The sequence below is a fragment of the Paraflavitalea soli genome (assembly GCF_003555545.1).
In the GTDB taxonomy this organism is placed as follows: Bacteria; Bacteroidota; Bacteroidia; order Chitinophagales; family Chitinophagaceae; genus Paraflavitalea; species Paraflavitalea soli.
Genome location: NZ_CP032157.1, coordinates 4,482,586 through 4,504,635, shown reverse-complemented (window position 1 = coordinate 4,504,635; position 22,050 = coordinate 4,482,586). Strand labels below are relative to the sequence as shown.

Annotated in this window: 17 protein-coding genes; 12 read left to right on the top strand and 5 right to left on the bottom strand. The window is 46.8% G+C overall.

Features of this window, described 5'->3' with window-relative positions:
- Positions 1–30: 30 nt before the first annotated feature.
- Both D3H65_RS16810 and D3H65_RS16805 read right to left on the bottom strand, forming a co-directional pair.
- Entirely contained in the window at positions 31–801 is a 771-nt protein-coding gene (locus D3H65_RS16810) for a LytR/AlgR family response regulator transcription factor (protein WP_119051418.1), read from the bottom strand.
- Between the two features lie 3 nt (positions 802–804).
- Complete coding sequence (locus D3H65_RS16805; RefSeq protein ID WP_119051417.1) at positions 805–1,806, bottom strand: sensor histidine kinase; 1,002 nt, start codon at positions 1,804–1,806, stop codon at positions 805–807.
- Positions 1,807–1,984: 178 nt separating this feature from the next.
- On the opposite strand from D3H65_RS16805, the gene D3H65_RS16800 reads away from it, so the two are divergent.
- The 5 genes from D3H65_RS16800 to D3H65_RS16780 all read left to right on the top strand — a co-directional run bounded on the left by D3H65_RS16800 (position 1,985) and on the right by D3H65_RS16780 (position 9,414).
- On the top strand, positions 1,985–3,148 hold the full coding sequence (locus D3H65_RS16800) for a DUF1624 domain-containing protein (protein WP_119051416.1): 1,164 nt from the start codon (positions 1,985–1,987) through the stop codon (positions 3,146–3,148).
- A gap of 57 nt (positions 3,149–3,205) precedes the next feature.
- Positions 3,206–4,087: a DMT family transporter gene (locus D3H65_RS16795; protein ID WP_119051415.1), complete on the top strand. Its 882-nt coding sequence runs from the start codon at positions 3,206–3,208 to the stop codon at positions 4,085–4,087.
- A 62-nt stretch (positions 4,088–4,149) separates the two neighbouring features.
- Positions 4,150–6,462, top strand: coding sequence for a S9 family peptidase (locus D3H65_RS16790; protein ID WP_119054546.1), 2,313 nt, complete (start codon positions 4,150–4,152; stop codon positions 6,460–6,462).
- 440 nt (positions 6,463–6,902) lie between these two features.
- Complete coding sequence (locus D3H65_RS16785; RefSeq protein WP_119051414.1) at positions 6,903–8,201, top strand: glycoside hydrolase family 2 TIM barrel-domain containing protein; 1,299 nt, start codon at positions 6,903–6,905, stop codon at positions 8,199–8,201.
- 55 nt (positions 8,202–8,256) lie between these two features.
- Positions 8,257–9,414 carry an FG-GAP repeat domain-containing protein gene (locus D3H65_RS16780; RefSeq protein WP_162915676.1) on the top strand — a complete coding sequence of 386 codons (1,158 nt, stop codon included), beginning with the start codon at positions 8,257–8,259 and terminating at the stop codon, positions 9,412–9,414.
- A gap of 1 nt (position 9,415) precedes the next feature.
- On the opposite strand, the gene D3H65_RS16775 is transcribed toward D3H65_RS16780, so the two are convergent.
- Together D3H65_RS16775 and D3H65_RS16770 are read right to left on the bottom strand one after the other, a co-directional pair.
- Positions 9,416–9,805, bottom strand: a complete 390-nt coding sequence (locus D3H65_RS16775; RefSeq protein ID WP_119051412.1) for a VOC family protein — start codon at positions 9,803–9,805, stop codon at positions 9,416–9,418.
- A 7-nt stretch (positions 9,806–9,812) separates the two neighbouring features.
- The gene (locus D3H65_RS16770; protein ID WP_119051411.1) at positions 9,813–10,346 is read right to left on the bottom strand and encodes a hypothetical protein; all 534 of its coding nucleotides are present in this window, start codon (positions 10,344–10,346) and stop codon (positions 9,813–9,815) included.
- 203 nt (positions 10,347–10,549) lie between these two features.
- Between D3H65_RS16770 and D3H65_RS16765 the strand changes: the two genes are divergently transcribed.
- The 5 genes from D3H65_RS16765 to D3H65_RS16745 all read left to right on the top strand — a co-directional run bounded on the left by D3H65_RS16765 (position 10,550) and on the right by D3H65_RS16745 (position 17,563).
- On the top strand, positions 10,550–11,305 hold the full coding sequence (locus D3H65_RS16765) for a class I SAM-dependent methyltransferase (protein WP_119051410.1): 756 nt from the start codon (positions 10,550–10,552) through the stop codon (positions 11,303–11,305).
- Between the two features lie 307 nt (positions 11,306–11,612).
- Entirely contained in the window at positions 11,613–14,735 is a 3,123-nt protein-coding gene (locus tag D3H65_RS16760; RefSeq protein ID WP_162915675.1) for a SusC/RagA family TonB-linked outer membrane protein, read from the top strand.
- Between the two features lie 10 nt (positions 14,736–14,745).
- Entirely contained in the window at positions 14,746–16,245 is a 1,500-nt protein-coding gene (locus D3H65_RS16755; protein ID WP_119051408.1) for a RagB/SusD family nutrient uptake outer membrane protein, read from the top strand.
- 367 nt (positions 16,246–16,612) lie between these two features.
- On the top strand, positions 16,613–17,116 hold the full coding sequence (locus D3H65_RS16750) for a hypothetical protein (protein ID WP_162915674.1): 504 nt from the start codon (positions 16,613–16,615) through the stop codon (positions 17,114–17,116).
- A 24-nt stretch (positions 17,117–17,140) separates the two neighbouring features.
- Positions 17,141–17,563: a hypothetical protein gene (locus tag D3H65_RS16745; RefSeq protein ID WP_119051406.1), complete on the top strand. Its 423-nt coding sequence runs from the start codon at positions 17,141–17,143 to the stop codon at positions 17,561–17,563.
- 275 nt (positions 17,564–17,838) lie between these two features.
- Here D3H65_RS16745 and D3H65_RS16740 read toward each other — a convergent pair whose 3' ends face one another.
- A complete protein-coding gene (locus D3H65_RS16740) occupies positions 17,839–19,218 on the bottom strand; it encodes a hypothetical protein (RefSeq protein WP_119051405.1) in 1,380 nt (459 codons plus the stop codon).
- A gap of 715 nt (positions 19,219–19,933) precedes the next feature.
- Between D3H65_RS16740 and D3H65_RS16735 the strand changes: the two genes are divergently transcribed.
- The gene (locus D3H65_RS16735; RefSeq protein WP_162915673.1) at positions 19,934–20,497 is read left to right on the top strand and encodes an RNA polymerase sigma factor; all 564 of its coding nucleotides are present in this window, start codon (positions 19,934–19,936) and stop codon (positions 20,495–20,497) included.
- 82 nt (positions 20,498–20,579) lie between these two features.
- Positions 20,580–21,815, top strand: coding sequence for a FecR family protein (locus D3H65_RS16730; protein ID WP_162915672.1), 1,236 nt, complete (start codon positions 20,580–20,582; stop codon positions 21,813–21,815).
- Positions 21,816–22,050: the final 235 nt, after the last annotated feature.

The window sequence follows — 22,050 nt, the reverse complement described above, 5'->3', positions numbered from 1 at the left end:
TTTTTGTTTACGCTTAGTGCAATGATATTGCTAGTGCCCTTCCATCCAGGTCAAAAAATCAGTGGCCTTTGCTTTACTGATAATGATAGGATCTGCCGTAGGTTGAACCAGCTTTACCAATAGCTTCCGTTCGAAATATATTTCCACTTCCCGGATCGCTTTAAAAGCCACCAGGTATTGCCTGTTGGCCCGGTAAAAAAGCGCCGGATCAACAAGCGATTCAAGGTGGTCGAGCGCCTCAGCCATGCGGTATTGCTGGTTATCTTTCGTGAATAACTCTACTACTTCACCCGCCACACGAAAGAACAGGATATCATCAATATTTACCGGGATCAGTTTTTCGCGGTAAGAGACCAGGAAAGTAGATTTATAAGACTTGTGCGTGCCGGAAATGGCTTTCAGCAGTTCCGTAAGATCGGGCAGGGAAGTATTGGCAGCTGGTTTTTGCAAGAGCAGGTGGATCTTATCCAGGCATTGTTTCAACAATTGCTCATCAAGCGGTTTTAATAAATAATCAATACCATTATTACGAAATGCCTGGATCGCGTATTGATCATAGGCTGTACAGAAGACCACCGGGCATGCCAGACGCACCTGTCGGAAAATATCAAAGGCCAGTCCATCACCCAGTTGAATATCTGAAAAGATAAGGTCCGGCTGTGCGTGCTGTTCAAACCATTCAAGCCCCGTTTCCACGCTGTCTATAACACCGGCAATGCTGAACGATGGCCGCAAAGCAACGATCGTTTCCTGCAGGTCCCTGGCAGTTTGTACTTCGTCTTCTATGATAAGGATCGTCATATCTTAATGGATGGGTAGTAAGACCTGGAAATCATATTCATCTTTTTGTACAATTATATCTTTCCCCTTTAACAATACATAGCGGCGGCTGATATTCGTCAGTCCCAGCCGGGAGGAGACCGGCTCCCCTGGTTTGAGTTGCAGGTTGTTTTTTACAGCCAGGTAATCCCCCGTCATAAAAACGGAAATGCACAACGGTTTTTTCAGGGAAAAGCTGTTGTGCTTGACTGCATTCTCTACCAGCAATTGCAACGTATTGGGCGGCATGGTATGTCCCAGCCCTATCTCCGGCACCTGGATCTCTGTACTGATGGCCTCCCCAAACCTGATCCGCAACAAGTACAGGTACGACCGCATGAAATCCAGCTCTTCACCAAGCGTCACGATATTTTTGTCCTGGTGCTGCAGCATATACCGGTATACCGCCGCCAGTTCCCCGATAAAATCAATAGCCTGTTTGGGATCATATTTCGTTAAGGACTTTAAGGTCGTTAAGGAATTGAACAGGAAATGCGGGTTCACCTGTTGCTTAAGCGCTTCATGTTGCGCATTCAGGTTCTCCCGCTTCAGCAACTCATTCTCCAGCACCATATCCCTTTTCTCCGCATGACTGTCAAAAGCGTGTTTGATCAATAGAATAAGCGTATTGAACAGCCATATCGTGAGGCATATATAGAACCAGGAACTGAACGAATGTCCCCAGTTCCCCCTCGCTGTGGAAAGCAGCTTGCCCGTGAGGTCCAGCAACAGCCCGATACAGATATAGATCAGGACCGAGAAAAGATAAGAAAGGATGATCCTGGGGTAGAGCGTGGATAACCGGCGGTTCCTAAAATCAACCAACCCAAAGTTCATGCACCATTGAGAAAAAATGATCAGGAACGAAGACACAAAGTGAAGCACCGTGTTCGTACCGCTGCTATCCGAAAGTGCCAAAGCTGCCGGAAAGAACAAAGCGATCACAAGCCCTTCTTTCAATCGATATTTACCTGCCAGCCTTTTCATCAATAGCAATAATAATCATCCAATTTAGCCAAAATCCCCAACACCCCTTCAAACGGGCGATTTTGCCTGTCAACCTGCCGGAATGCAGGTTGTATTACAACCACAACACAATAATTCCCTGCAATTTTGAGCAGCATAACAAACCAATCCCTTAAATTCCAAAACAACAAACCAGGCCATGAAAAGGATTCACAGCATAGATTTTACCAGGGGCATTGTCATGATCATCATGGCCCTCGACCATGTGCGCGACCTGCTCCACGTAGATGCCATTACCCAAAGCCCTACCAACCTGTCCACTACCACGCCCGTATTGTTTTTCACACGCTGGATCACCTACCTGTGCGCACCCATATTTGTTTTCTTATCAGGTACGTCCGCCTTCCTGTCATTACAGCGTAGCGCCAACCTCCGGCAAAGCAGGCGCTTCCTGTGGAAGCGTGGCCTCTACCTCATCCTGCTGGAATTTACCCTGGTCAATTTCGGGCTCTACTTCGACCCCGGCTTCCACTCCTTTATTTTTGAGGTCATCGCCGCCATCGGGTTTGGCTTCATCATGCTTTCTTTCATGAGCAAATGGTCGTGGAAAACAATAGGCATCCTTGGGCTCCTCATCATAGGTTGCCACAATCTGTTAGCCATCATCCCATTTGACAAAGACTCAATAGTGGCCCCTGTTATCAATCCCTTTTTCGGTCCTGGCTTATTCCCCATAGGCGGTGGTCGTACCTTCCTGGTAGCTTACCCGCCCATTCCCTGGCTGGGTATCATGCTCCTTGGTTTTGCTACCGGAAAATTCTTTGAGCTGGATAGCACCACCAGGAAGAAAATATTCCTGCGCACAGCATTGATTGCTTTACTGTTATTTGTGGTCATTAGGTTCATCAATATTTATGGCGACCCGATACCCTGGTCTGCACAAAAGAACGGCGTGTATACATTTTTGTCATTCATGAACATTACCAAGTATCCCCCGTCACTCCTGTTCTGCCTGGTTACATTGGGGATTATGTTCCTGATACTGGCACTTGCCGAACAAGTGCAAGGCAGCTTGGCAGCCATCGTGTTGCGATATGGGAAAGTGCCCTTATTCTATTTCCTCCTCCATTTTTACCTTATTCACATCATCATGTTCCTCGTGTTGTGGTCACAGGGAATTACCTGGGCGCAAATGCAATTTACAACCGGCACATTCGGCAGGCCTGCTAATATCAGGTCCGGTGTCAACCTCTGGGAAGTATACCTGATCTGGATTGCCGTAGTGGCCATTTTGTATAAGCCCTGCGTGTGGTTTGGTCAATACAAGGCCACCCATACTAACTGGTGGTTGAAATATATATAACAAATTTCGTAAGTAGCAGCTACAGGAGAGCGATGAAAGTGTTAGTTTTAAGTAGCCATGACACAAAAAAATCGCTCCCTGTTAAAGCTCCTGCTCGCCCTGCTGGCCTGGTCCAGTTCTTATGCCATCACCCGCAGTGTGGTAGCCACCATGCCCCCCATATTGTTTGCCTTCCTGCGCTTTGCGGTAGCTATTCTTGCATTGCTGATAATTTCCTATACACGCAAAACACCTGTTCAGGAGACCATGAAGGATAAATGGGCGTCCATACTCACATTGTCACTAACCGGTGTTACACTGTATTATGTGTTCTTCAACTTCTCCCTGCAACAAACTTCTGCTGCTGCAGGCGCATTGATACAGGGATTCATTCCCATCTCAACCGCCATACTGGCCGCCATATTTTTAAAGGAAAGGTTGAAACCCTGGCAAATAGTGGGCATCTTCATTTCCGTGACCGGTGTGGTACTCATTGGTTTTACAGGTCAGGCCAGTGCATCCGGTAATAATACCATCATGGGCAACCTGTTGATGATCGCTGCTGTGCTTTGCTGGGCCATCTATACCGTAGTGTCAAAGAAGCTTGCTTCCACCGATCCAATATGGCTCATTACCCGCCTCTCCATCATAGGCACTATCTTACTCATTCCCGCTGTGATCTATGAAATGAAAGACCAGTCCTGGCCAGCCATCTCCTGGCAAGCCTGGGCCGCCATTCTCTACATGGGTATCTTCCCGTCCGCCCTCGGTTATATCTGGTTCAACAGCGCCTTGCAGCATATTTCAGCTACCCAGGCCGGCGTATTCATCAACATGGACCCCGTAGTAGGAGCCCTGATCGCTGTAGCCTTCCTGGGCGAACAGCTACATATATGGCAGATAACAGGTGCTGCACTTACCCTCGCAGGCGTGTGGTTGTATATGTTCAGAAACCGGTAATATTGGTAAAGCCCCGCCTGCTTATTAGTGATAATTTTATGGCAGATAAAGTACCTCCCTGTATGCATAAAATAGTTCCTGTCATCCTGATGGCTGTTACACTGTTCAACCGGCCCCTCACTGCGCAAACAGTAACCCGTTTCCAACCTTCCCACGAAGCAATGGTACAGCGCTACCTGCGCGCAGCACGGATTGACAGTGCTACCAAAAATGCCGTGTTCAAATCTACCGTCACCATCTCCTGGTTGCCGGGTGGAAAAACAGCCTGGTACCAAAACCTCCTGAAGGATAGTGTGCAGGAGTATATCTATGTGGATGCCGTGAAAGGAAAAAAGCAACCCTTGTTTCACCGGCAGCGCCTGGCCGAAGGATTGCAGCAGATAGGGATCACCATCGACTCACTCAGACCGTCCCTTAGCAACATTGATATACCAGTCGGTAAACCTTTCCTATATTTTACCGTACAGGGACAACGCGTGCAATGCGAACGCAATTCCCATGTTTGTGCCAAAACACCCATGCTGGCCCCGCCTGCAGGCAATACACCCGGAGCCTTCCGGGGCCGGCAGAATAATCCTTTTCCCAATGGCAGTACTTCACCCGACAAACAATGGGAGGCATATATCGAAAAAGGCAACCTGGTGGTGAAACCTGCTGCCGGAGGCACACCCATTCAGTTTACCACAGATGGTACACCCGAAAAGCCCTACGGCACTATATACTGGAGTCCCGATAGCAAATACCTCGCAGGTTACCATATCAATACAGTAAGAGATTCATCAGTCTATTATATTCTCACTTCATTGCCCGGCACCATGCGCGGACAATTGCGCTCCCAATCTTACAAACAACCTGGCGATCCATGGACCATCTACACCCCCTGGCTTTTTCAACTGTCATCAAAAAAAGCTGTTAAGATAAATACCGGGCCTGTTGATTTCTTAAATGCCCCGGCACTTACCTGGCGTAGTGGCAATGCCCGTTATTTTACCTATGAGAAAATGGACCGGGGTCACCAGCGTTTCCGTGTTATCGAGGTCGATGCAGACAATGCTACTACCCGCAATGTGGTGGATGAAAAGACCAGTACCTTCATTTATAACACCCGCAATTTCACCAGCTACCTTAGCCCTACCAATCAACTTATTCGCACTTCCGAAAAAGAAGGGTGGAACCATATTTACCTCGTTGACCTCGTTACCGGCAAAGAACAGCCCGTTACCCGGGGCAATTGGGTGATACGTGGTGTGGACAGCATTGACCCCGTTAAGAAAGAAGTATGGTTCCGGGCCAGTGGCATGCAGGCCGGCGAAGACCCTTACAATATTCATTATTACCGCATAGGTTTCGATGGTAAGAACCTGAAATCCCTTACGCCAGCTGCCGGCAACCATACCCTGGCATTCTCTGATGACAAGACATATTTTATCGATACCTGGTCACAGGTCAACATAGCACCAAGGACCATACTGGCCCGCACTGCCGATGCCAAAGAGATCATGTTACTCGAAGAAGCCGACCTTTCCCTGTATAAGCGGGCAGGCGTAAGTCCACCCGAAGTATTTGTAGCCAAAGCCAGGGACGGCGTTACCGATATCTGGGGTATTGTAAGCAAACCTTCAGATTATGATCCTTCCAAAAAATACCCCGTGCTGGAGAATATCTATGCAGGTCCGCACGATGCATTTGTGCCGAAGAACTTCGTTCCTTATAGCGAAATGCAAAGCCTGGCCGAACTGGGATTCATTGTCGTCATGATAGATGGCATGGGTACCGCCAACCGCTCCAAAGCTTTTCACGATGTATGCTGGAAAAATCTGGCCGATGCCGGTCTCCCCGACAGGATATTATGGATCAAAGCCCTGGCGCAAAAATATCCTTATGTGGATGCAGAGCGCGTAGGTATTTATGGCACTTCTGCCGGTGGCCAAAGCTCCACAGGCGCCCTCCTCTTTCATCCCGAATTTTACAAAGCCGCTGTATCCGCCTGCGGTTGTCATGATAACCGCGTAGACAAGCAATGGTGGAACGAGCAATGGATGGGATACCCTGTTGGCAAACATTATGAGGAACAATCCAACGTCACCAACGCAGCAAAATTGCAGGGCAACCTGTTGCTGATAGTGGGAGAGGCCGATACCAATGTGCCCCCCGAATCTACTTACCGCGTAGCCGATGCCCTGATCAAAGCAGGCAAGAATTTCGACCTCCTCTCCATACCCGGCATGGGCCACAGCGATGGCGGCGTATATGGCCGCATGCGGAAACGCGATTTCTTTGTCAAGCACCTGATGGGTGTAGAACCGCCGGCACGCAATGCAGGCGAACTCCCTGCCTTCGCCGAAGTAGGCCGCGAACGTTGGAGCTTTCAATAACCTGTCGGTTGTCTCCCTGTATTCTAAGACCCTGGAAGGACTGTCGAAGGGTATTCGTGCCCCGTTAGGGGCTGCCGCTTTGTAGCAATGAATGTCAGCAAGTTCATTTGACCTGTAGGGGCAACCCTCCACGTGGCTGTGCTTCAAGGTGTTTATCGAAGACGGCTTCAGCGCAGCTCACCCTGATCTATGCATTCCTTCCCTCCTGGATGTAGTATTGAAGTAGTAAAAAGCAATACACCAGCCATTATTTTACGTCATTTCTACGTTGACGTAGTGATGATGTAGTCCGATATTTCCCTGCCAGTACCAGGATGCCTAATTTTACTGCCTGGATTTGAACCCTTTATTACAACGTTGCCCTTCTACCTTTGAGCGAAGGAGAATAAAAGACGTAGGGTCATTATATCAGTAAAAATGACAATTAATTCTAAATTAGTATGAAAAGGAAAAGCATCCTTACCCTCTCCTTGTATTTCCTCCTGGCGGCCTTGCAGGCACAACCCGGAAAACTGGAATCAGCAAATACCTCCATCAAAACCGAACTCCGCAAAACCGCCGAAGGTTATCAGTTATACAGAGGCGGTCAACTCTATTTTGTGAAAGGCGCAGGCGGAAGCGCCTATCCTGCCCGGATCGCTGCCTATGGCGGTAATTCCATCAGAACTTGGGGTACCCGTGGTGCCCAAAACGTGCTTGACTCAGCACAGAAATACGGATTGACCGTGTTGCTGGGGCTCGATGTCGCCCGTGAACGCCATGGCTTTAATTATGATGATACCGCAGCCGTAAAAAAACAACTCGACCGCTTGCGTGAAGAGGTATTGAAATACAAAGACCATCCCGCCTTACTCGCCTGGGGCATCGGCAATGAATTGAACCTCCAATACAAGAATCCCAAAGTGTGGGATGCAGTGAATGATATTTCAAAAATGATACATGCCACTGATCCCAATCACCCCACCACTACCGTGTTTGCAGGCATCAATAAGGGCCTTGTTGATCTTATCAAGGTCAGGTCCACAGATATCGACTTGTTATCCGTGAATACCTATGGCGGTCTGGCCGGTTTGCCCGCAACCATCCGCCAGTCAGGTTGGGAAGGCGCCTACCTCGTTACCGAATGGGGTCCTACTGGTCATTGGGAAGGCTTGCAAACAGCGTGGAAATCGCCTATTGAAGAAACGAGTAGCGAAAAGGCCGCTGTCTATAAAAGCAGGTATGAATATTCAGTAGAACGCGATAGAGAAAAATGCCTCGGCTCCTATGTTTTCCTCTGGGGACAAAAACAGGAACGTACCCCCACCTGGTATGGCGTGTTTACCGATAAAGGAGAGGAGTCCGAAGTGGTAGATGTGATGCAATACCTCTGGTCCCGCAACTGGCCCCAAAATAAAGCCCCCCATTTGTATTCTTTGCAATTGGACAACAGGAAGGCCCTTGACAATATATACCTGAAGCCTGGTACCAGTTACACCGCACTGGCCGTGGCCATGGACCCCGATAACGATAAACTCTCCTGGCGTTGGGAAGTATTGCCCGAGCCCACCCAATTGAGCGAAGGCGGCGATTTCGAGGCGAGGCCCAAACCTATAGATGGGTTGATCACTGCCCGTGGAGAAGGCAAGGTAGCCCTGAAGACCCCTGAAAAGGAAGGCCCTTACCGTTTATTTGTATATATAACAGATGGCAACAACAACGTAGCCACCGCCAATATTCCCTTTTTCATCAAGCCATAGTGCCGTACATTATGCTTATTTTTAAGTAATGAGAGCGCCCAACCATTACTATCCGATGCTTGCTGCATATATGTTCATCATCGTGTTCATGGACAGTCATGCACAAACCGCACAGCATAAGCAATCAACTGGCACTTTTAAAAAACACATCGTAAGCAGCGTCTTTGTATCCGAAGGCGCTGCTACCGGTGATGTCAATAAGGATGGCCGTATCGATATCCTTGCCGGTCATTATTGGTATGAGGCCCCCCGCTGGGAGCGCCACCTGCTCCATGCCGATACGTTGAATCCCGTGAAAGGATACAGCACTACCTTCCTCAACTTTTGTATGGATGTCAACAATGATGGCTGGGCCGACCTGATACGCTTCGACGTGCCCGGTGAAGCTTGCCGCTGGTATGAAAATCCAAAGGGAGCGAATGCCATTTGGAAAAGCCACCTCATACTGCCATCAGCCGGCATTGAAACGCCCCTGTTCGTGGATGTTGACCTCGATGGAAGAAAGGACATCATTTGCAATGATGCCTTTAAAAAAGAAGTGATCTGGTTAAAGTCGCCCTCGGCAAAAGGCGATACCAACTGGCAGCGTTTTACCATCAGCAACGATAGCCTGCGTGCTACCCACCGCTATACACATGGAGTAGGTTGGGGTGATGTAAACCTCGATGGGAAAAAAGATGTGATCATAAAAAGCGGTTGGTGGGAGTCTCCGGCCGATGTCAGGCAACCCAACTGGATATTTCACCCGGCCAACCTCGGTGAGGATTGTGCCAATATGTTTGTACTTGATGTAGACCAGGATGGTGATGCAGATATCATGAGTTCTTCCGCCCACGATTATGGCATATGGTGGCATGAGCAGCAGAAAAACGACAGGGGAGAGACCACCTGGACCACCCATGAGATCAGTAAACAGTTTTCCCAATCCCACGCAATGGCCATGGAAGATATCAATGGTGATGGCCACCCTGATCTTATTACCGGAAAGCGTTTTGGTGCACACAATGAAAAGGACCCCGGCGCTGCTGAACCCGCTGTACTCTATTGGTTTGAATGCCAGCCTGGCAAAACACCCCGCTGGATCCCCCATGAAATAGACAACAACTCAGGCATCGGCAATGCCTTTGTAGTACAGGATATCAATAAGGATCAGTTATTGGATATCATTGTCTCCAACAAGAAAGGCGTTTTCTTCTTTGAGCAGGTAAAATAAGCTACGCCATTTCTACCACTACGATCTCATTTCCATAAAGATCATAACAGTGAAGGAATGAATAACCCGGTGTAATAACAGGCGCTGTTTTGATCTTTACACCGTTTTCTTGTAACTGTTGATACAACTCCGTCAGGTTCGAAGTATAAATAACCATCGCAGGTTGTTCGCCCACCTGGTTACCGATCCTGCTTTGTTGCACTTTCCCTTCGGCTTGCAGGAACCAGATGCCCGCTTCGCCCGTAGCTCCTGAGCCTATATGCAGGAACCTTTGACCTACATCCGTGGTAAGTTCAAATATCTTCCCAAAACCGAAATTCCTGTGATAGAATTCAAATGCTTTGTCATAGTCCTCCACCAGGAGGATCATCCTGCCTAAATAATTTCTCATTGTATCCCTATTGTTGTGATAAGTAATTACGTATTGCCTGCTGCTGCAGAAATTCGAAAGAAGCCTGTGCTTCAGGTTTTATCCAGTTATAACCGATCTGTTGCCAATGAACTCCATATTGATCCAGCTCCAGGCATTCAATATACTCTTTGCCACAAACAACAATATCTTTCCAGAATGCCAGCAAAAATCCCCCATGTTGTTTGAAATAAGCCTCGGCCGTGCCATAGTCCCTGAACCAGGCATGGATATAAGCCACACCACCAGGTTTGTACAAACAATCATTCAATACGATCGTGTGTTTAAGCCTGTCCCAACTGTTGAAACCCATTTCCCACGCAATCGCCTGATAGGCATGTTTTAACTTCACCGCTTCCGGGTGCTCCAATAGCCATTGCGCAGTTTTGCCGGCAAATACAGGAATATTACATAGCGTAGTAGCGGCCACTAATGAAGCAGGAGATGGAGTATGAATATCCTTGAGGAGAAAGGATGCGCGGATTTTTAATGTCCTTAACCGTATGGGTTTCAGTTTGTTCATATAATTTCCTGTAGGCCAATCACCCACTTGTTGGCGGAAATTAACAAACCATCATAGAAGAAATAATAGGGTGAGTTTATCTTTTGTGGGAACAGGCGGCCCTTCCACCTCCTGCAAATATAAGTGGAGATTATAGATCCGGCAAAATTAATGTACCCCGCCATTGCCCATTAAACCCGGCAGGATTGGGTAACTTTACTACTATGGACAGCACTAAAAGATTTACCAACCGCGTAGAGGACTATGTCAAATACCGGCCCCAGTATCCTGTGGAACTGGTCACTTATTTGCAGGAGCAATTTGCCTTGTGGCCCGGTAAGGTCATCGCGGATATTGGAGCGGGTACCGGTATCTCCACTGCCTTATTTCTCCAGGTAGCATATGAAGTGTGGGCCGTAGAGCCCAATGAAGCCATGCTCACCAAAGCCAAAGAGTTGTTGGGCCATTTTCCTGCCTTCCATCCTGTGCTGGCTACCGCCGAAAATACCACCTTGCAAAACGAAAGCATAGACGCTATCATAGCAGGACAGGCTTTTCATTGGTTCCATGTCGAAAAATGTAAACTGGAATTTAAGCGCATATTAAAAGCAAAAGGGCTCGTAGTCTTGATGTGGAATGAGCGGAACACGCGGTCTGCATTTGAGATCGACTACGATGCATTGATTGTAAAACATGCCAGGGATTACGTGAAAGTAGATCATCGCAACATCGACCTGGAACATATCGCAGCATTCTTCGCTCCCTGGCCCGTACAACTGAAAATATTCTCCAACGAGCAACGCTTCAACTTCGATGGCTTGAAAGGCCGCCTGCTCTCTTCTTCCTATATGCCTGCTGTGCATGATGCAGGTTATGATGAAATGATTAATGATCTCCGGGGTCTATATGATCAGTACCAGCAAAATGATGTCATCAGGATCAGTTATGATACAAAAGTATATACAGCAAAAATGAAATGATCCATCCCGTTCTCATCCTCATATTGCGCAAATCCAGGCTGGACCTGCATTGTATCAGTTTCTATACCGTTAAAGTTATCGTGTGCTATTATAAAACTACGCAATAGGAAGAATAATAATATGGATAAATTTGTTGACGGGTATCAATTTTGCGTGAATTAGAAGCTCAAAACCGATTAAAATTTAAACTTTTAGTTAACTAAGGGTTAATTATTAGGAATCATTTCTTAGACTTGCAATTCTTTTATAGGACTCTGATTATATAAACCAAACAAACCGAAACTAGCGCATGAGAAAAATGTTAGCAATGCTAACACTATTCCTGTTATCTTCAGGGGTATTGTTGGCGCAAAAAAGCGTCTCCGGGAAAATTACTGATAATACCGGCGCTCCGGTTATCAGTGCCTCCATTACTGTGAAAGGAACAAACACAGGAACAACTTCAAAGACCGATGGAAGCTTCTCCCTCACAGTTCCTCAAAATGCAAAAATTCTTGTTGTCTCAGCAATTGGCATGGAGTCAAAAGAAGTATCCATTACTTCCGCTGCAATTTTATCTGTAGTGCTGAATGCTGAGGATAAGATAATGGAGGATATTGTGGTAGTGGCCTATGGTACCCAGAAGAAGGGCTCCATTACCGGTTCCATTGCGAAAATTGGTGCAGAGCAATTGGAAACCCGCTTAACAACCAACATTACCCAGGCCCTTGCAGGTGCTGCACCTGGTATTGCTACCACTTCAGGCAATGGTCAGCCTGGTAGTAGTGCTGCCATCCGCATCCGTGGTTTTGGATCTGTCAATGCAAGCAACGATCCGCTTTTTGTAGTGGATGGTTTTCCTTATGAAGGCTATATTGGCGATCTGAATACCAACGACATTGAAAGCGTAACCTTGTTAAAGGATGCCTCTTCCACAGCCTTATATGGTGCCAGAGCTGCCAATGGCGTAGTTATGGTTACCACCAAAAGAGGTAAAATGGGTGCTCCCAAAGTGAACCTGAGCTACACTTCAGGTTTTTCCCAAAGAGGCATTCCTGAATATGACCGCGTAGGTACCAACGACTATTATCCCTTAATGTGGCAAGCATTGAAGAATAGTTTGATGTATCCACTTTCGGGTACCGGTGGTTTATCAGAAAGCGCAGCTGCTACACAAGCTTCCAATACCATCGCCGCGCAGTTGGTGTACAATCCTTACAATGTTCCCGCCAATCAGATCGTAGGTACCGATGGTAAATTGAATCCTAATGCTCAACTGCTGTACAATGATTTTGATTGGTTTGATGGTATCATCAATAACGGCAGCAGGAATGAAGTATCCTTGAACGTATCTTCCAAATCTGATAAAAGTGATTATTATATTTCATTGAACTATGTCAAGGATGGTGGATTTATAATGAAATCAGATTACGAAAGAGCTACTGCCAGGGTGGTATTGAATAGCCAGGCTAAAAGCTGGTTGAAAGTAGGGCTTAATTTGAGTGGTGTGATGGTGAAGGCTAATAATGCCAGCGCTACTACCGACAATGCCAGCAGCATCATCAACCCATTTGTATTTGCAAGGGGTATCGGTCCCATTTATCCGGTGCATGCTTATGATGCTTCAGGTGCACTCATTTATGATGCGAAAGGCAATCCTATGTATGATTACGGTTTGCATCCAGGTGCGGTGAATAGACCCCAAAGTGCATACCCCGGCCGTCACGTGATCTATGAGACCGAGTTGAATACCAACCAGTCAACCAGGAACAGTATCATCGCAAGAACATACCTGGAAGGTAAATTTGCGAAATACTTCACCTTTACTACCAATGTGGGGCTTGACCTGAACAATACAAGAGGTAAAACCTTCCAGAACAAGATCGTAGGTGATGGTGTAACCGGTGGTGGTACGTCTTCGCGTTCGGCCAATGAGTACAGAACGATCTCAATGAACCAACTGTTGAATTATGGTCAAACATTCGGACCTCATGAGGTTAAAGTGTTATTGGGCCATGAAAACCAGTGGGTAGATGAGAATACCTTTAGCGGTAACAGAAGGGGTATGAACCTCGACGGTAATGTTGAGCTGATCAACTTTGTGACCTTGGGTGGTGTTTCAGGACAGTACGACAGGTTACGCAGAGATGCTTACCTCAGCCGTGCCAGCTATAGCTACGACCAAAAGTACTACCTCGACCTTTCTTATCGCAGAGATGCTTCTTCCCGGTTCTCTCCCGATTCACGTTGGGGTAACTTCTATTCAGTGGGTGCATCCTGGTTCTTAACCCGGGAGGATTTCCTGAAAACAGCTACCTGGCTCAACGAATTAAAATTAAGAGCAGCCTATGGTACCGTGGGTAATGATGGATTGAGCACATACTATGAATACCAGCCTTTGTATGATCTTGGCTGGAACAATGCTGCTGAGCCCGGCGCCCTTGCCAGCAAACTCGCTAACCCCGATCTGACATGGGAAGTAAACAAGACTTTTACTGTGGGTATTGATTTCGGTGTACTGCAAAATCGCATCACTGGTAGTGTGGAAGTATTTAACAGGGGGTCTTCTGATCTGTTGTTTGATGTCCCTCAGGGTTTATCCTCCATGGTGACTACCCGTACAGAGAACATCGGATCTATGTCTAATAAAGGAATTGAAGCGCAGATCAATGCGTCTATTATCCGGAGTAAGGATGTTAAATGGGACCTGACCGTCAATTTCACCAGCCTGAAGAATGAAATTACCAAATTGCCGAATGGTCAGGCTATTACCAGTGGAACAAAGAGGCTTGAACAGGGTAAAGACCTCTATGCCTTTTACTTAAGGCAGTGGTATGGCGTTGACCCGGCCGATGGTGCTGGATTGTATTATAAATTGCCCACTGCTACAACTGATATCAGGGTTATCAAAGGTGATTCCTTTACGACCAATCCTTCCAATGCCCGCTATGATTATTCAGGAAGTGCTATTCCAAAGTTTTTTGGTTCATTGACCAATACAGTATCTTATAAAAATTTCACTTTTTCATTCCTCCTGAATTACCAGGTAGGTGGTAAATTTTATGATGGTAACTATGTAGGGTATATGACAGCTGGTTACGGTAAATCCCTGAGTACCGATTTGCTGAAATCCTGGCAAAAACCTGGCGATATCTCTGATATCCCAAGATTTGATATCACAGGTTCTACCAACTTTAACGCACAATCCAACAGGTTCCTGATCGATGCATCTTACCTGGCCGTGCGCAACGCTACTTTTTCCTATGCCTTTAGCAAGGGATTGCTGTCTAAGATCAAATGCGATCAGCTGAAATTCTACATCTCTGGTGAAAACCTGTTTGTGTTTTCAAAACGCAAGGGGTTGAACCCGATGGAAAATTTCAACGGTACTAACAGCGCTGTATACGTTCCCAATCGTTTGTTGAGCGCAGGTATTAATGTTACTTTCTAAATTTACTATTATGAAAAGAACAACTATAATTGCTTTTTCTCTATTTACTATACTGCTTTCTTCCTGTAAAAAGGATATGCTGGATACTGAGCCCACAGGCTCAGCTTCAGAAGCTTCAATTTTTGCAACAACAGCCAACGCTAAAAATGTCATCAACGGTATTTATCGTTATCTGTTTAACCGTTATTCCGATCAAAACCAGCCCGGACATGGTGGCGTAATGTTGCAGCTCGATTTCATGGGCGAAGATCTTCACCAGGCGCAGGCTACCTGGTATACCACCGCAGGATCCGGTACTGGTGGGTGGGTTAGTCAAAGAAGTGATGCCAGCGGCTTTGTTTCTTATCCGTTCAGGCTCTATTATCGCTGTATTGGTAACGCTAACGCGATTGTAGACAATATTGATAAGGCCGAAGGGCCTGATAGCGATAAAAAGCTTCTGAAGGCCGAAGCATTGGCTATGCGTGCATGGAGCTACTTCAACCTCGTGCAGCTCTTTGGAAAAAGATATGATGCCGCCACCAAACCCAATAGCCAGTTAGGCCTTTCAATGCCATTAAATTCGAAAGATCTGAAACTGCCAAGGTCAACCGTTGAAGAAGTGTATACACAGATCAATAAAGACCTGGATGAGGCCATCACCCTGTTTGGTACTAGCCCAACTCCCTCTGGTATCGCAAAATCGCATTTGTCGGCGGTGGCTGCCAAAGCGATCAAGGCTAGAGTTGCCCTTACCATGCAGGATTATGTAGCTGCCGCTACACTCGCAAAACAGGTAATTGATGCTGGTGGTTTCTCCTTAATGAGCGCTGCTCAATACCAGGCTGGGTTTAATGATATTACCAATCCCGAATGGATCTGGGGTGTTTATATGCAGGCCGATCAGGGCGATACCTTCGGCTCTTATCTGGCACAGATATCTTACGATGGTAATACAACTTATATAAGGTCCAGGCCAAAACGCATTAATTCTGCCTTGTATGCCTTGATCAGTAACACTGATGTAAGAAAGAAGATGTGGGAACCTGCACCTACGGCAGCTAACTTTCCCCTGCCACTTTCTACCTACGTACGTGAACCTTATATGAGCAGGAAATTTGCTATCAGAACAACACCCACTATTGGCGATGTTCCTTATATCCGTTTGTCAGAAATGTACCTGATTGCAGCAGAGGCTTATGCCAAAACTGCCGGTAAAGAGGCTGATGCACAAAATATCCTGTTCACTTATGTTCAAAAACGTGATCCCAACTATGTTAAAAGTACCAATACCGGTCAAGCCCTGGTTGATGAGATACTTATCCATAGAAGAGTGGAACTTTGGGCTGAAGGTTTCCGTTTCTACGACCTGAAACGTCTTAACCAGGCGCTCGATAGAACAGTGGTTCCCAATTTTGTTTCTGCATCTGTTGGTGGTACCATGCAAATCCCTGCCGGTGACGTAAGGTGGCAATTCGCTATCCCCATCGCAGAGATCCAGGCCAACCCCAATACAGCCCCCAATCCATAGAAAGGGAATTACAAACTAAGTTGGCTTATATAATAGAAAAAGAGGGTGTATCAATACATCCTCTTTTTTTGTGGCCTGTTAAGGCTTTCCTGCATCCTGTCTTACACACTTATCGCCACAATTTGCACAGTTATGGGCCAAAACTGCACAATTATAGGTTTGTGCTTTGAGAATTAAATTTTAGTGTTTTCTTCGTTTACCCAACTCAAAACCTGACTGTCTATGAGAAACAATTGTCGGCATGATCTGTATTTGATCACTGCTTATCTGCAAATGGCAAAAGTGCAACCGAATTATTCTTCCCGGATAATTTCATCAACGCTTCCCTCTCCTTAAAATTTCATCTTCGAAAAGGCATTAGGCGGCATTGGTAACTGCAATCGATGATCATTCTGTGAAAGTGGAAGTAAGTGCCTCCATAAACGGCATCTATACGTCAACAGGGCATTTAATGATAGGAGGAGCTTTCATGGGTAATACAGTAACAGGAGAAAGAACTACCAATCCTGTAGGACAAGTAGTTCCAGAAGTACATGCAAAAAATGAAATAAATCCAGCTGTACTCAGAAGGGCTGATGAGCTCTTTGAGAGACCCGGAGGTAATACTTTGCATGAAGTAACTGAGGCTTATCAGGGAGCTCTGATTAGTCAGCTAAATCGTGTATCCGCAGGCGTAGGGAGCGAAACCAATCCAATCTATAAAGCTGCACACAGCGCAGCTACTGAGCAATCAGGGGAAATAAGATCAAGGTATTTGGACAGGATGGGGTTCCCAACTCCTGGAATGTTGCCAGGCGTAATTCAGGGTGCAGAGTTTTATGCAGTGGATGCCCAAGGAAGAGAAAGACCAATCATGAGAATCATGCAATAAGCTTATTTTTAAACCAAAATAACAATGATAAGGATAATTCTAGCCTTTCTATTTTTTTGCTTTGTCTTCGCTTGTAAATCAACAAAAGAACCTACAAGTGTTAAAAATAAAGCTATAAACCTGTCAGATTTTCGCGACAAGTATAAAGTCATTAGAATTGATTCAGTGAAGCACGTTTTTGTTGTATATGCCAAGAAAGATGCAGGGTTGTTCAAAATAGTATCATTAAAAGATACTACCCCTTGTCCACGAATAAGAATAGGACAGGAATATCCTTTTGTGCTGATGTCCAGAGTTCCAAAGCAACTCGGCAACCTTGACATTTCTCCAAACATTATTCCACATATAACTGGAATAGATTTTTATGGTGTTTCGATTCCTTTTGAAAGAGACTCTATAAATGACATTTTTGTAGCATTAAACCTAAGAGGGCTTTGCATGCAGTAATAGACGACAAAATCCAGTGTAATTGACTCAAACAGCAGGGCAGATTTTGCAGCGTAGTTACCCACACTGGCGCAAGGATGCACCGTAGGCTCACAGCCTGGCATCCTTGTGCCTTTTCAACAATCCTCCTCATAAGCGCACACCGCCTATCCACTGCTCCTCCACCAACCGCAGCCCGTTCCGCCCCGGTCTACTTCCTCCCAAAACATCAAAAAACCGCCGGCAAAATAATGCGGCATGCCACCCTACGCCAACGCACATCCTCGCCCGCCCAATCACCCATCAGTTGAAAGTCCATCCATAGAAGCCAGGTGACCTCCAGGCAAGATAACTGCGTCTTTTCCTCGATGTCCTATAACTTGCCGCCTCGCTGCCTTCCCCCCACTTGCCGCCAAAAACGGTCCGGCATAAAGCTTTGGTACCAGCCAGCATCGATCTATCCCGCACCAGCTTCGGTGCGCAGGTTCGGCTAAAGCCATCCGCGCATTTATTCCGGTCCTTTTTGGCCTTGCACTCATGCCGCATTGAATACTGCAGTCAGCTTTTGCTGTTATTTTTTCATGTAGAAATGTTTTGTTATGAAGTATTACCTCGTCGCTTCCACTTGCAGCTCCATGGTCCCGATGGCTATCGGGATTAAGCAGTGCACTGTTTTCGTTGTCGGCGCTGCCCGCCAGGCCGCTTTTGAAATGCAGTATCAAGGCCGCATCCTCCTGGTCAGCACCTGCCGCCAAGCCCTTCCCCAGGCACCCGGCCGTTTCTATCACCAAGGGCTCCGGCCCTTTTTCTATTTCCTTCACTGCCAAATCCTCCAACACTTGTATTCCGCTCGTAGCTGGCACGCCTGCTACCACATTGTCAGCACTAGTAGCGACTAAGTCAACCACTTCAACTATTCCATTCTTTGTATTCGTTATCCCCTCCTGTATTCCGCTCGCAGCTCGCAGCTCGTGGCTCACAGCTTGCCTTCCTCCCACCCACACCACCTTCATCCCCGAATCACTCATGATCCGCGCAGGTCCTTCCCCCTGCATATGCGGCACAATACCCATCAGTAAAATATAAGGTGCATCATTCCCCGGCAACGCAATCTTCAGGTCATGCGCCACCAGTTCATCCTTGTATTTCGTCAGCGGACCCAACACCTCCATTTGCTGAACCGTGCCAGTCTCAGCATCAGGTATGATCGCTACAAACCGCAACTGGTAACCCGTCCGCGGCATCTTGTCTTCTACGTTGGGATGCCCATGCAACTGTACGTAGATGCCCAACTGATTTTGCGATTCCGTTGCAGAAAGATCATAGCCGTTCGTGATCACTTCCCCCAGCGGATGTTGTAAATTACATTCAAAGCCTTGCAGGCATTCCAGGCTTAGGGACCGACCGGCTTTCAGTTCGCCAAACAACCGGCTCACCAGGCGCGACCATAACCCGCCATCGTGCGATTCCGTCCGTAGCGCCTGAAATATAGGCTTCGCGTACTGGTTACACTGCTGCATCCGGGCCTTGCTCTCCGCCAGTGCAGCTGTCATCACAAAAGGTGTTTTGGAATGCTTACGCGCACGCACATGAGGTTTGTAGCGGCGACTGTGAACGAAAGTAAAGTCTTCAATCGTTCCCTGGAACTTGAAGATAGCAGATACCGTTTTTGCCATAAAATTGGATTTAATTGATTATGAATAAGATATTGAATACAAACGTTTTTACTCCCACCGGATCCACTCCATTTCATCCTCCTTTGGCCTGACCCTTATCGGGACCTTATCGAGACCTTGTCGGGACCTTATCGGGACTTTAGCGAGACCCTCCGCCGCACCAGACAGCTACCTCCTTCGTAGAACATAGGTACCAGATAGTACTGGCAGCTTATTTTACCCTCCCACACATCCCTTCCTTCTCCCCACCTGCCCCCATCACCCGGAAACCAAAAATTTGCTCCATACTTCCCCTTCCACCACGCAGCTACCCATAAGAACCCGAAATATCAAACACCAACTACGTCGCTACACATAAAGAATCCTAAATCCTAAATCCTACATCCTAAATTCTCCACATATGAAAGATGCCCTTTCCATGCTATTCCATACCTGCATGGCCAGCCATGACCGTAATTCTTTGCATCCCCGTTACATACCAGGCCCCCTTCCACAGCACCCGCCATCCCTCCATCACCCAGCTACACACAAAGAATCCTAAATCCTAACTCCTCCCAAACCCCGCCTCCTGTATTCTTCTGGATTCTAAATTCTGGATTCTGTATACTGCATCTCTCAACTTTTCTTGTCCAGAAAACCCCACCCATTTTGATGATTTAACCTAAATTTGTTTTGACCCATTTGTTATTCGTGCAACCAAACAACCCTGCCCTGCGTGATACCCAATCAATCAACCGATGAAAAAGAACTGCTGTTGCTGGTTGCGGCAGGAGATGAGTTGGCGTTCAGAAAATTAGTACTCGATTACTCCGGATTAGTATTCAAATTCATCTACCAACATTTGGAAGACAGACCCCTGGCAGAAGAAATTGTCCAGGACATCTTCATAAAACTCTGGCTCACGAGAGAAACCTTAGCCCATCTCCACAGCTTTCGTTCCTATTTACTGATCGTTGCCAGAAACCACGCCTTCAATGCCATTAAGAAAATGGTACGGGAAAAAAACAAGGAATGGGAATGGCAGCAGGCCATCAAGCCACCAGATGAAGAAGAAGCCCAACACCAGGAAACCCTGTTCACCCTCCTCGAAGAAGCCGTCGGACTCCTGCCTCCCCAGCAATTGAAAGCCTGGACCCTCTGCAGGAAGCGGGGCCTCAAATATGAACAGGCTGCTACCGAAATGCACGTATCGCGCGATGCCATCAAAAAATACCTCCAGTACGCCAATGCATCCATAAAAAAATACATATCTACCAAAGCGCCCATTGGACTGCTCTAAATAAGATTTCCCTAAAAATAATTTTCCTTCCATATCCCCTTTTTGTTTTTTCCGTTGTCTCTCGATGTACAACCTATTCTATATGCAGGCTGGCAATACCAAGCTGGAGGATTTGTACATAAAGTGGTTCAATAGAACAGCCACGCCGCAGGAGAGGGCAGCGCTGATCCAATTATTGGAGGCCGGTGCTACCAAGGAACAGTTGGCGCCCATCATTGAAAAGATCTGGGATCAGCTCAAAGATGATGATGAGCCGTTTACCCTGTCCGATAAACAACAACTGGCCGATAAAATTCTTAAACAGTGGCCTGCCGAACCCGTCGTTACCGGCAACACCCCCGTTCGCACTTTTCGCTGGGGTTGGGCCGCTGCAGCCATCCTCCTGTTGGGAGCTTCCGTGTTGGTAGGGAAGTTATTGATCGAAAAGAAACCGGAGCAACAGAAAACGTATAGTGTAGTAGTCAAAAATATTGACCCTATTCCACCCGGTCATGATGGTGCTGTATTGACACTGGCCGATGGACAACAGATCGTGCTGGACAGTGCCGCCAATGGAGTGATCGGCCAGCAGCAGGGTGCACAGATCTCCCTGCACAACAACCAGGTGATCTACCAGCCCCGTGTTGATCAGGCTGCCGGACAGCCAAAGGAAATGACCTACAATACCATGTCCACCCCAAAGGGCAGGCAGTTCCAACTCGTATTGCCCGATGGTTCCAAAGTATGGTTGAATGCCGCCAGCAGTATCACCTATCCTATTGCCTTTAATAAGCAGGAGAGGAGAGTAAAAATAACCGGTGAAGTATATGTAGAAGTAGCCCATGATAAAACCTGGCCCTTTATTGTGCAAACGAAGAACCAGCAGATCCAGGCATTGGGTACCGCCTTTAATGTAAATGCTTATGAGAATGAGGAGATAGAAAAGACCACCCTCATCGAAGGCAGCGTTAAGGTCAATTCTACCATCGTGCCCCAGGCAGTCAATAGCCATCCCTTGTCTGCCATTCTATTGCCTGGCCAGCAAGCCAATATAGACAACAGCAAACAACTATTGTCTATCGCCAATAACCAAAGCGAGGCCGCTATTGCCTGGAAGAACGGTTACTTCAACCTCGAAAATATAGCCTTCGATAAAGTGATGAAGCAACTCGAGCGTTGGTATAATATAGAAGTAGTGTATCAAAGTGGCGTTCCCGATTTACGGTTTGTCGGCGGCCTGAGCCGCAATATGACCCTCGATGCATTGATCAGGGCACTAAGGGTGTCAGAAGTACATTTTAAGATGGAAGGCGATCGCCGCCTCATCGTATATAAATAAGAACTTTCATTGCTGCCAGAAATAAAAAACCGGATCATGCGGCAACATGACCCGGATATAAACACTTGCTTGTTAAAGGAAGTGTATCGTCCTGGCATTTTTAAACCGTTGGCTAACGGATTCTTTAATAACCAAAACTCTTGTAAGTTATGCAAAAAACTGTTTATCCTGCAAGCGGGAGCAAGCTATGCTCCCTCACCAGGATTTTTCGCCAGCTATCCGAAGGGAAGAGTTC

Excerpts from the sequence above, each read along its gene's own strand:
- D3H65_RS16810 (WP_119051418.1), bottom strand. The coding sequence starts at position 801 with ATGACGATCCTTATCATAGAAGACGAAGTACAAACTGCCAGGGACCTG.
- D3H65_RS16805 (WP_119051417.1), bottom strand. The coding sequence starts at position 1,806 with ATGAAAAGGCTGGCAGGTAAATATCGATTGAAAGAAGGGCTTGTGATC.
- D3H65_RS16800 (WP_119051416.1), top strand. The coding sequence starts at position 1,985 with ATGAAAAGGATTCACAGCATAGATTTTACCAGGGGCATTGTCATGATC.
- D3H65_RS16795 (WP_119051415.1), top strand. The coding sequence starts at position 3,206 with ATGACACAAAAAAATCGCTCCCTGTTAAAGCTCCTGCTCGCCCTGCTG.
- D3H65_RS16790 (WP_119054546.1), top strand. The coding sequence starts at position 4,150 with ATGCATAAAATAGTTCCTGTCATCCTGATGGCTGTTACACTGTTCAAC.
- D3H65_RS16785 (WP_119051414.1), top strand. The coding sequence starts at position 6,903 with ATGAAAAGGAAAAGCATCCTTACCCTCTCCTTGTATTTCCTCCTGGCG.
- D3H65_RS16780 (WP_162915676.1), top strand. The coding sequence starts at position 8,257 with ATGCTTGCTGCATATATGTTCATCATCGTGTTCATGGACAGTCATGCA.
- D3H65_RS16775 (WP_119051412.1), bottom strand. The coding sequence starts at position 9,805 with ATGAGAAATTATTTAGGCAGGATGATCCTCCTGGTGGAGGACTATGAC.
- D3H65_RS16770 (WP_119051411.1), bottom strand. The coding sequence starts at position 10,346 with ATGAACAAACTGAAACCCATACGGTTAAGGACATTAAAAATCCGCGCA.
- D3H65_RS16765 (WP_119051410.1), top strand. The coding sequence starts at position 10,550 with ATGGACAGCACTAAAAGATTTACCAACCGCGTAGAGGACTATGTCAAA.
- D3H65_RS16760 (WP_162915675.1), top strand. The coding sequence starts at position 11,613 with ATGCTAACACTATTCCTGTTATCTTCAGGGGTATTGTTGGCGCAAAAA.
- D3H65_RS16755 (WP_119051408.1), top strand. The coding sequence starts at position 14,746 with ATGAAAAGAACAACTATAATTGCTTTTTCTCTATTTACTATACTGCTT.
- D3H65_RS16745 (WP_119051406.1), top strand. The coding sequence starts at position 17,141 with ATGATAAGGATAATTCTAGCCTTTCTATTTTTTTGCTTTGTCTTCGCT.
- D3H65_RS16740 (WP_119051405.1), bottom strand. The coding sequence starts at position 19,218 with ATGGCAAAAACGGTATCTGCTATCTTCAAGTTCCAGGGAACGATTGAA.
- D3H65_RS16730 (WP_162915672.1), top strand. The coding sequence starts at position 20,580 with ATGCAGGCTGGCAATACCAAGCTGGAGGATTTGTACATAAAGTGGTTC.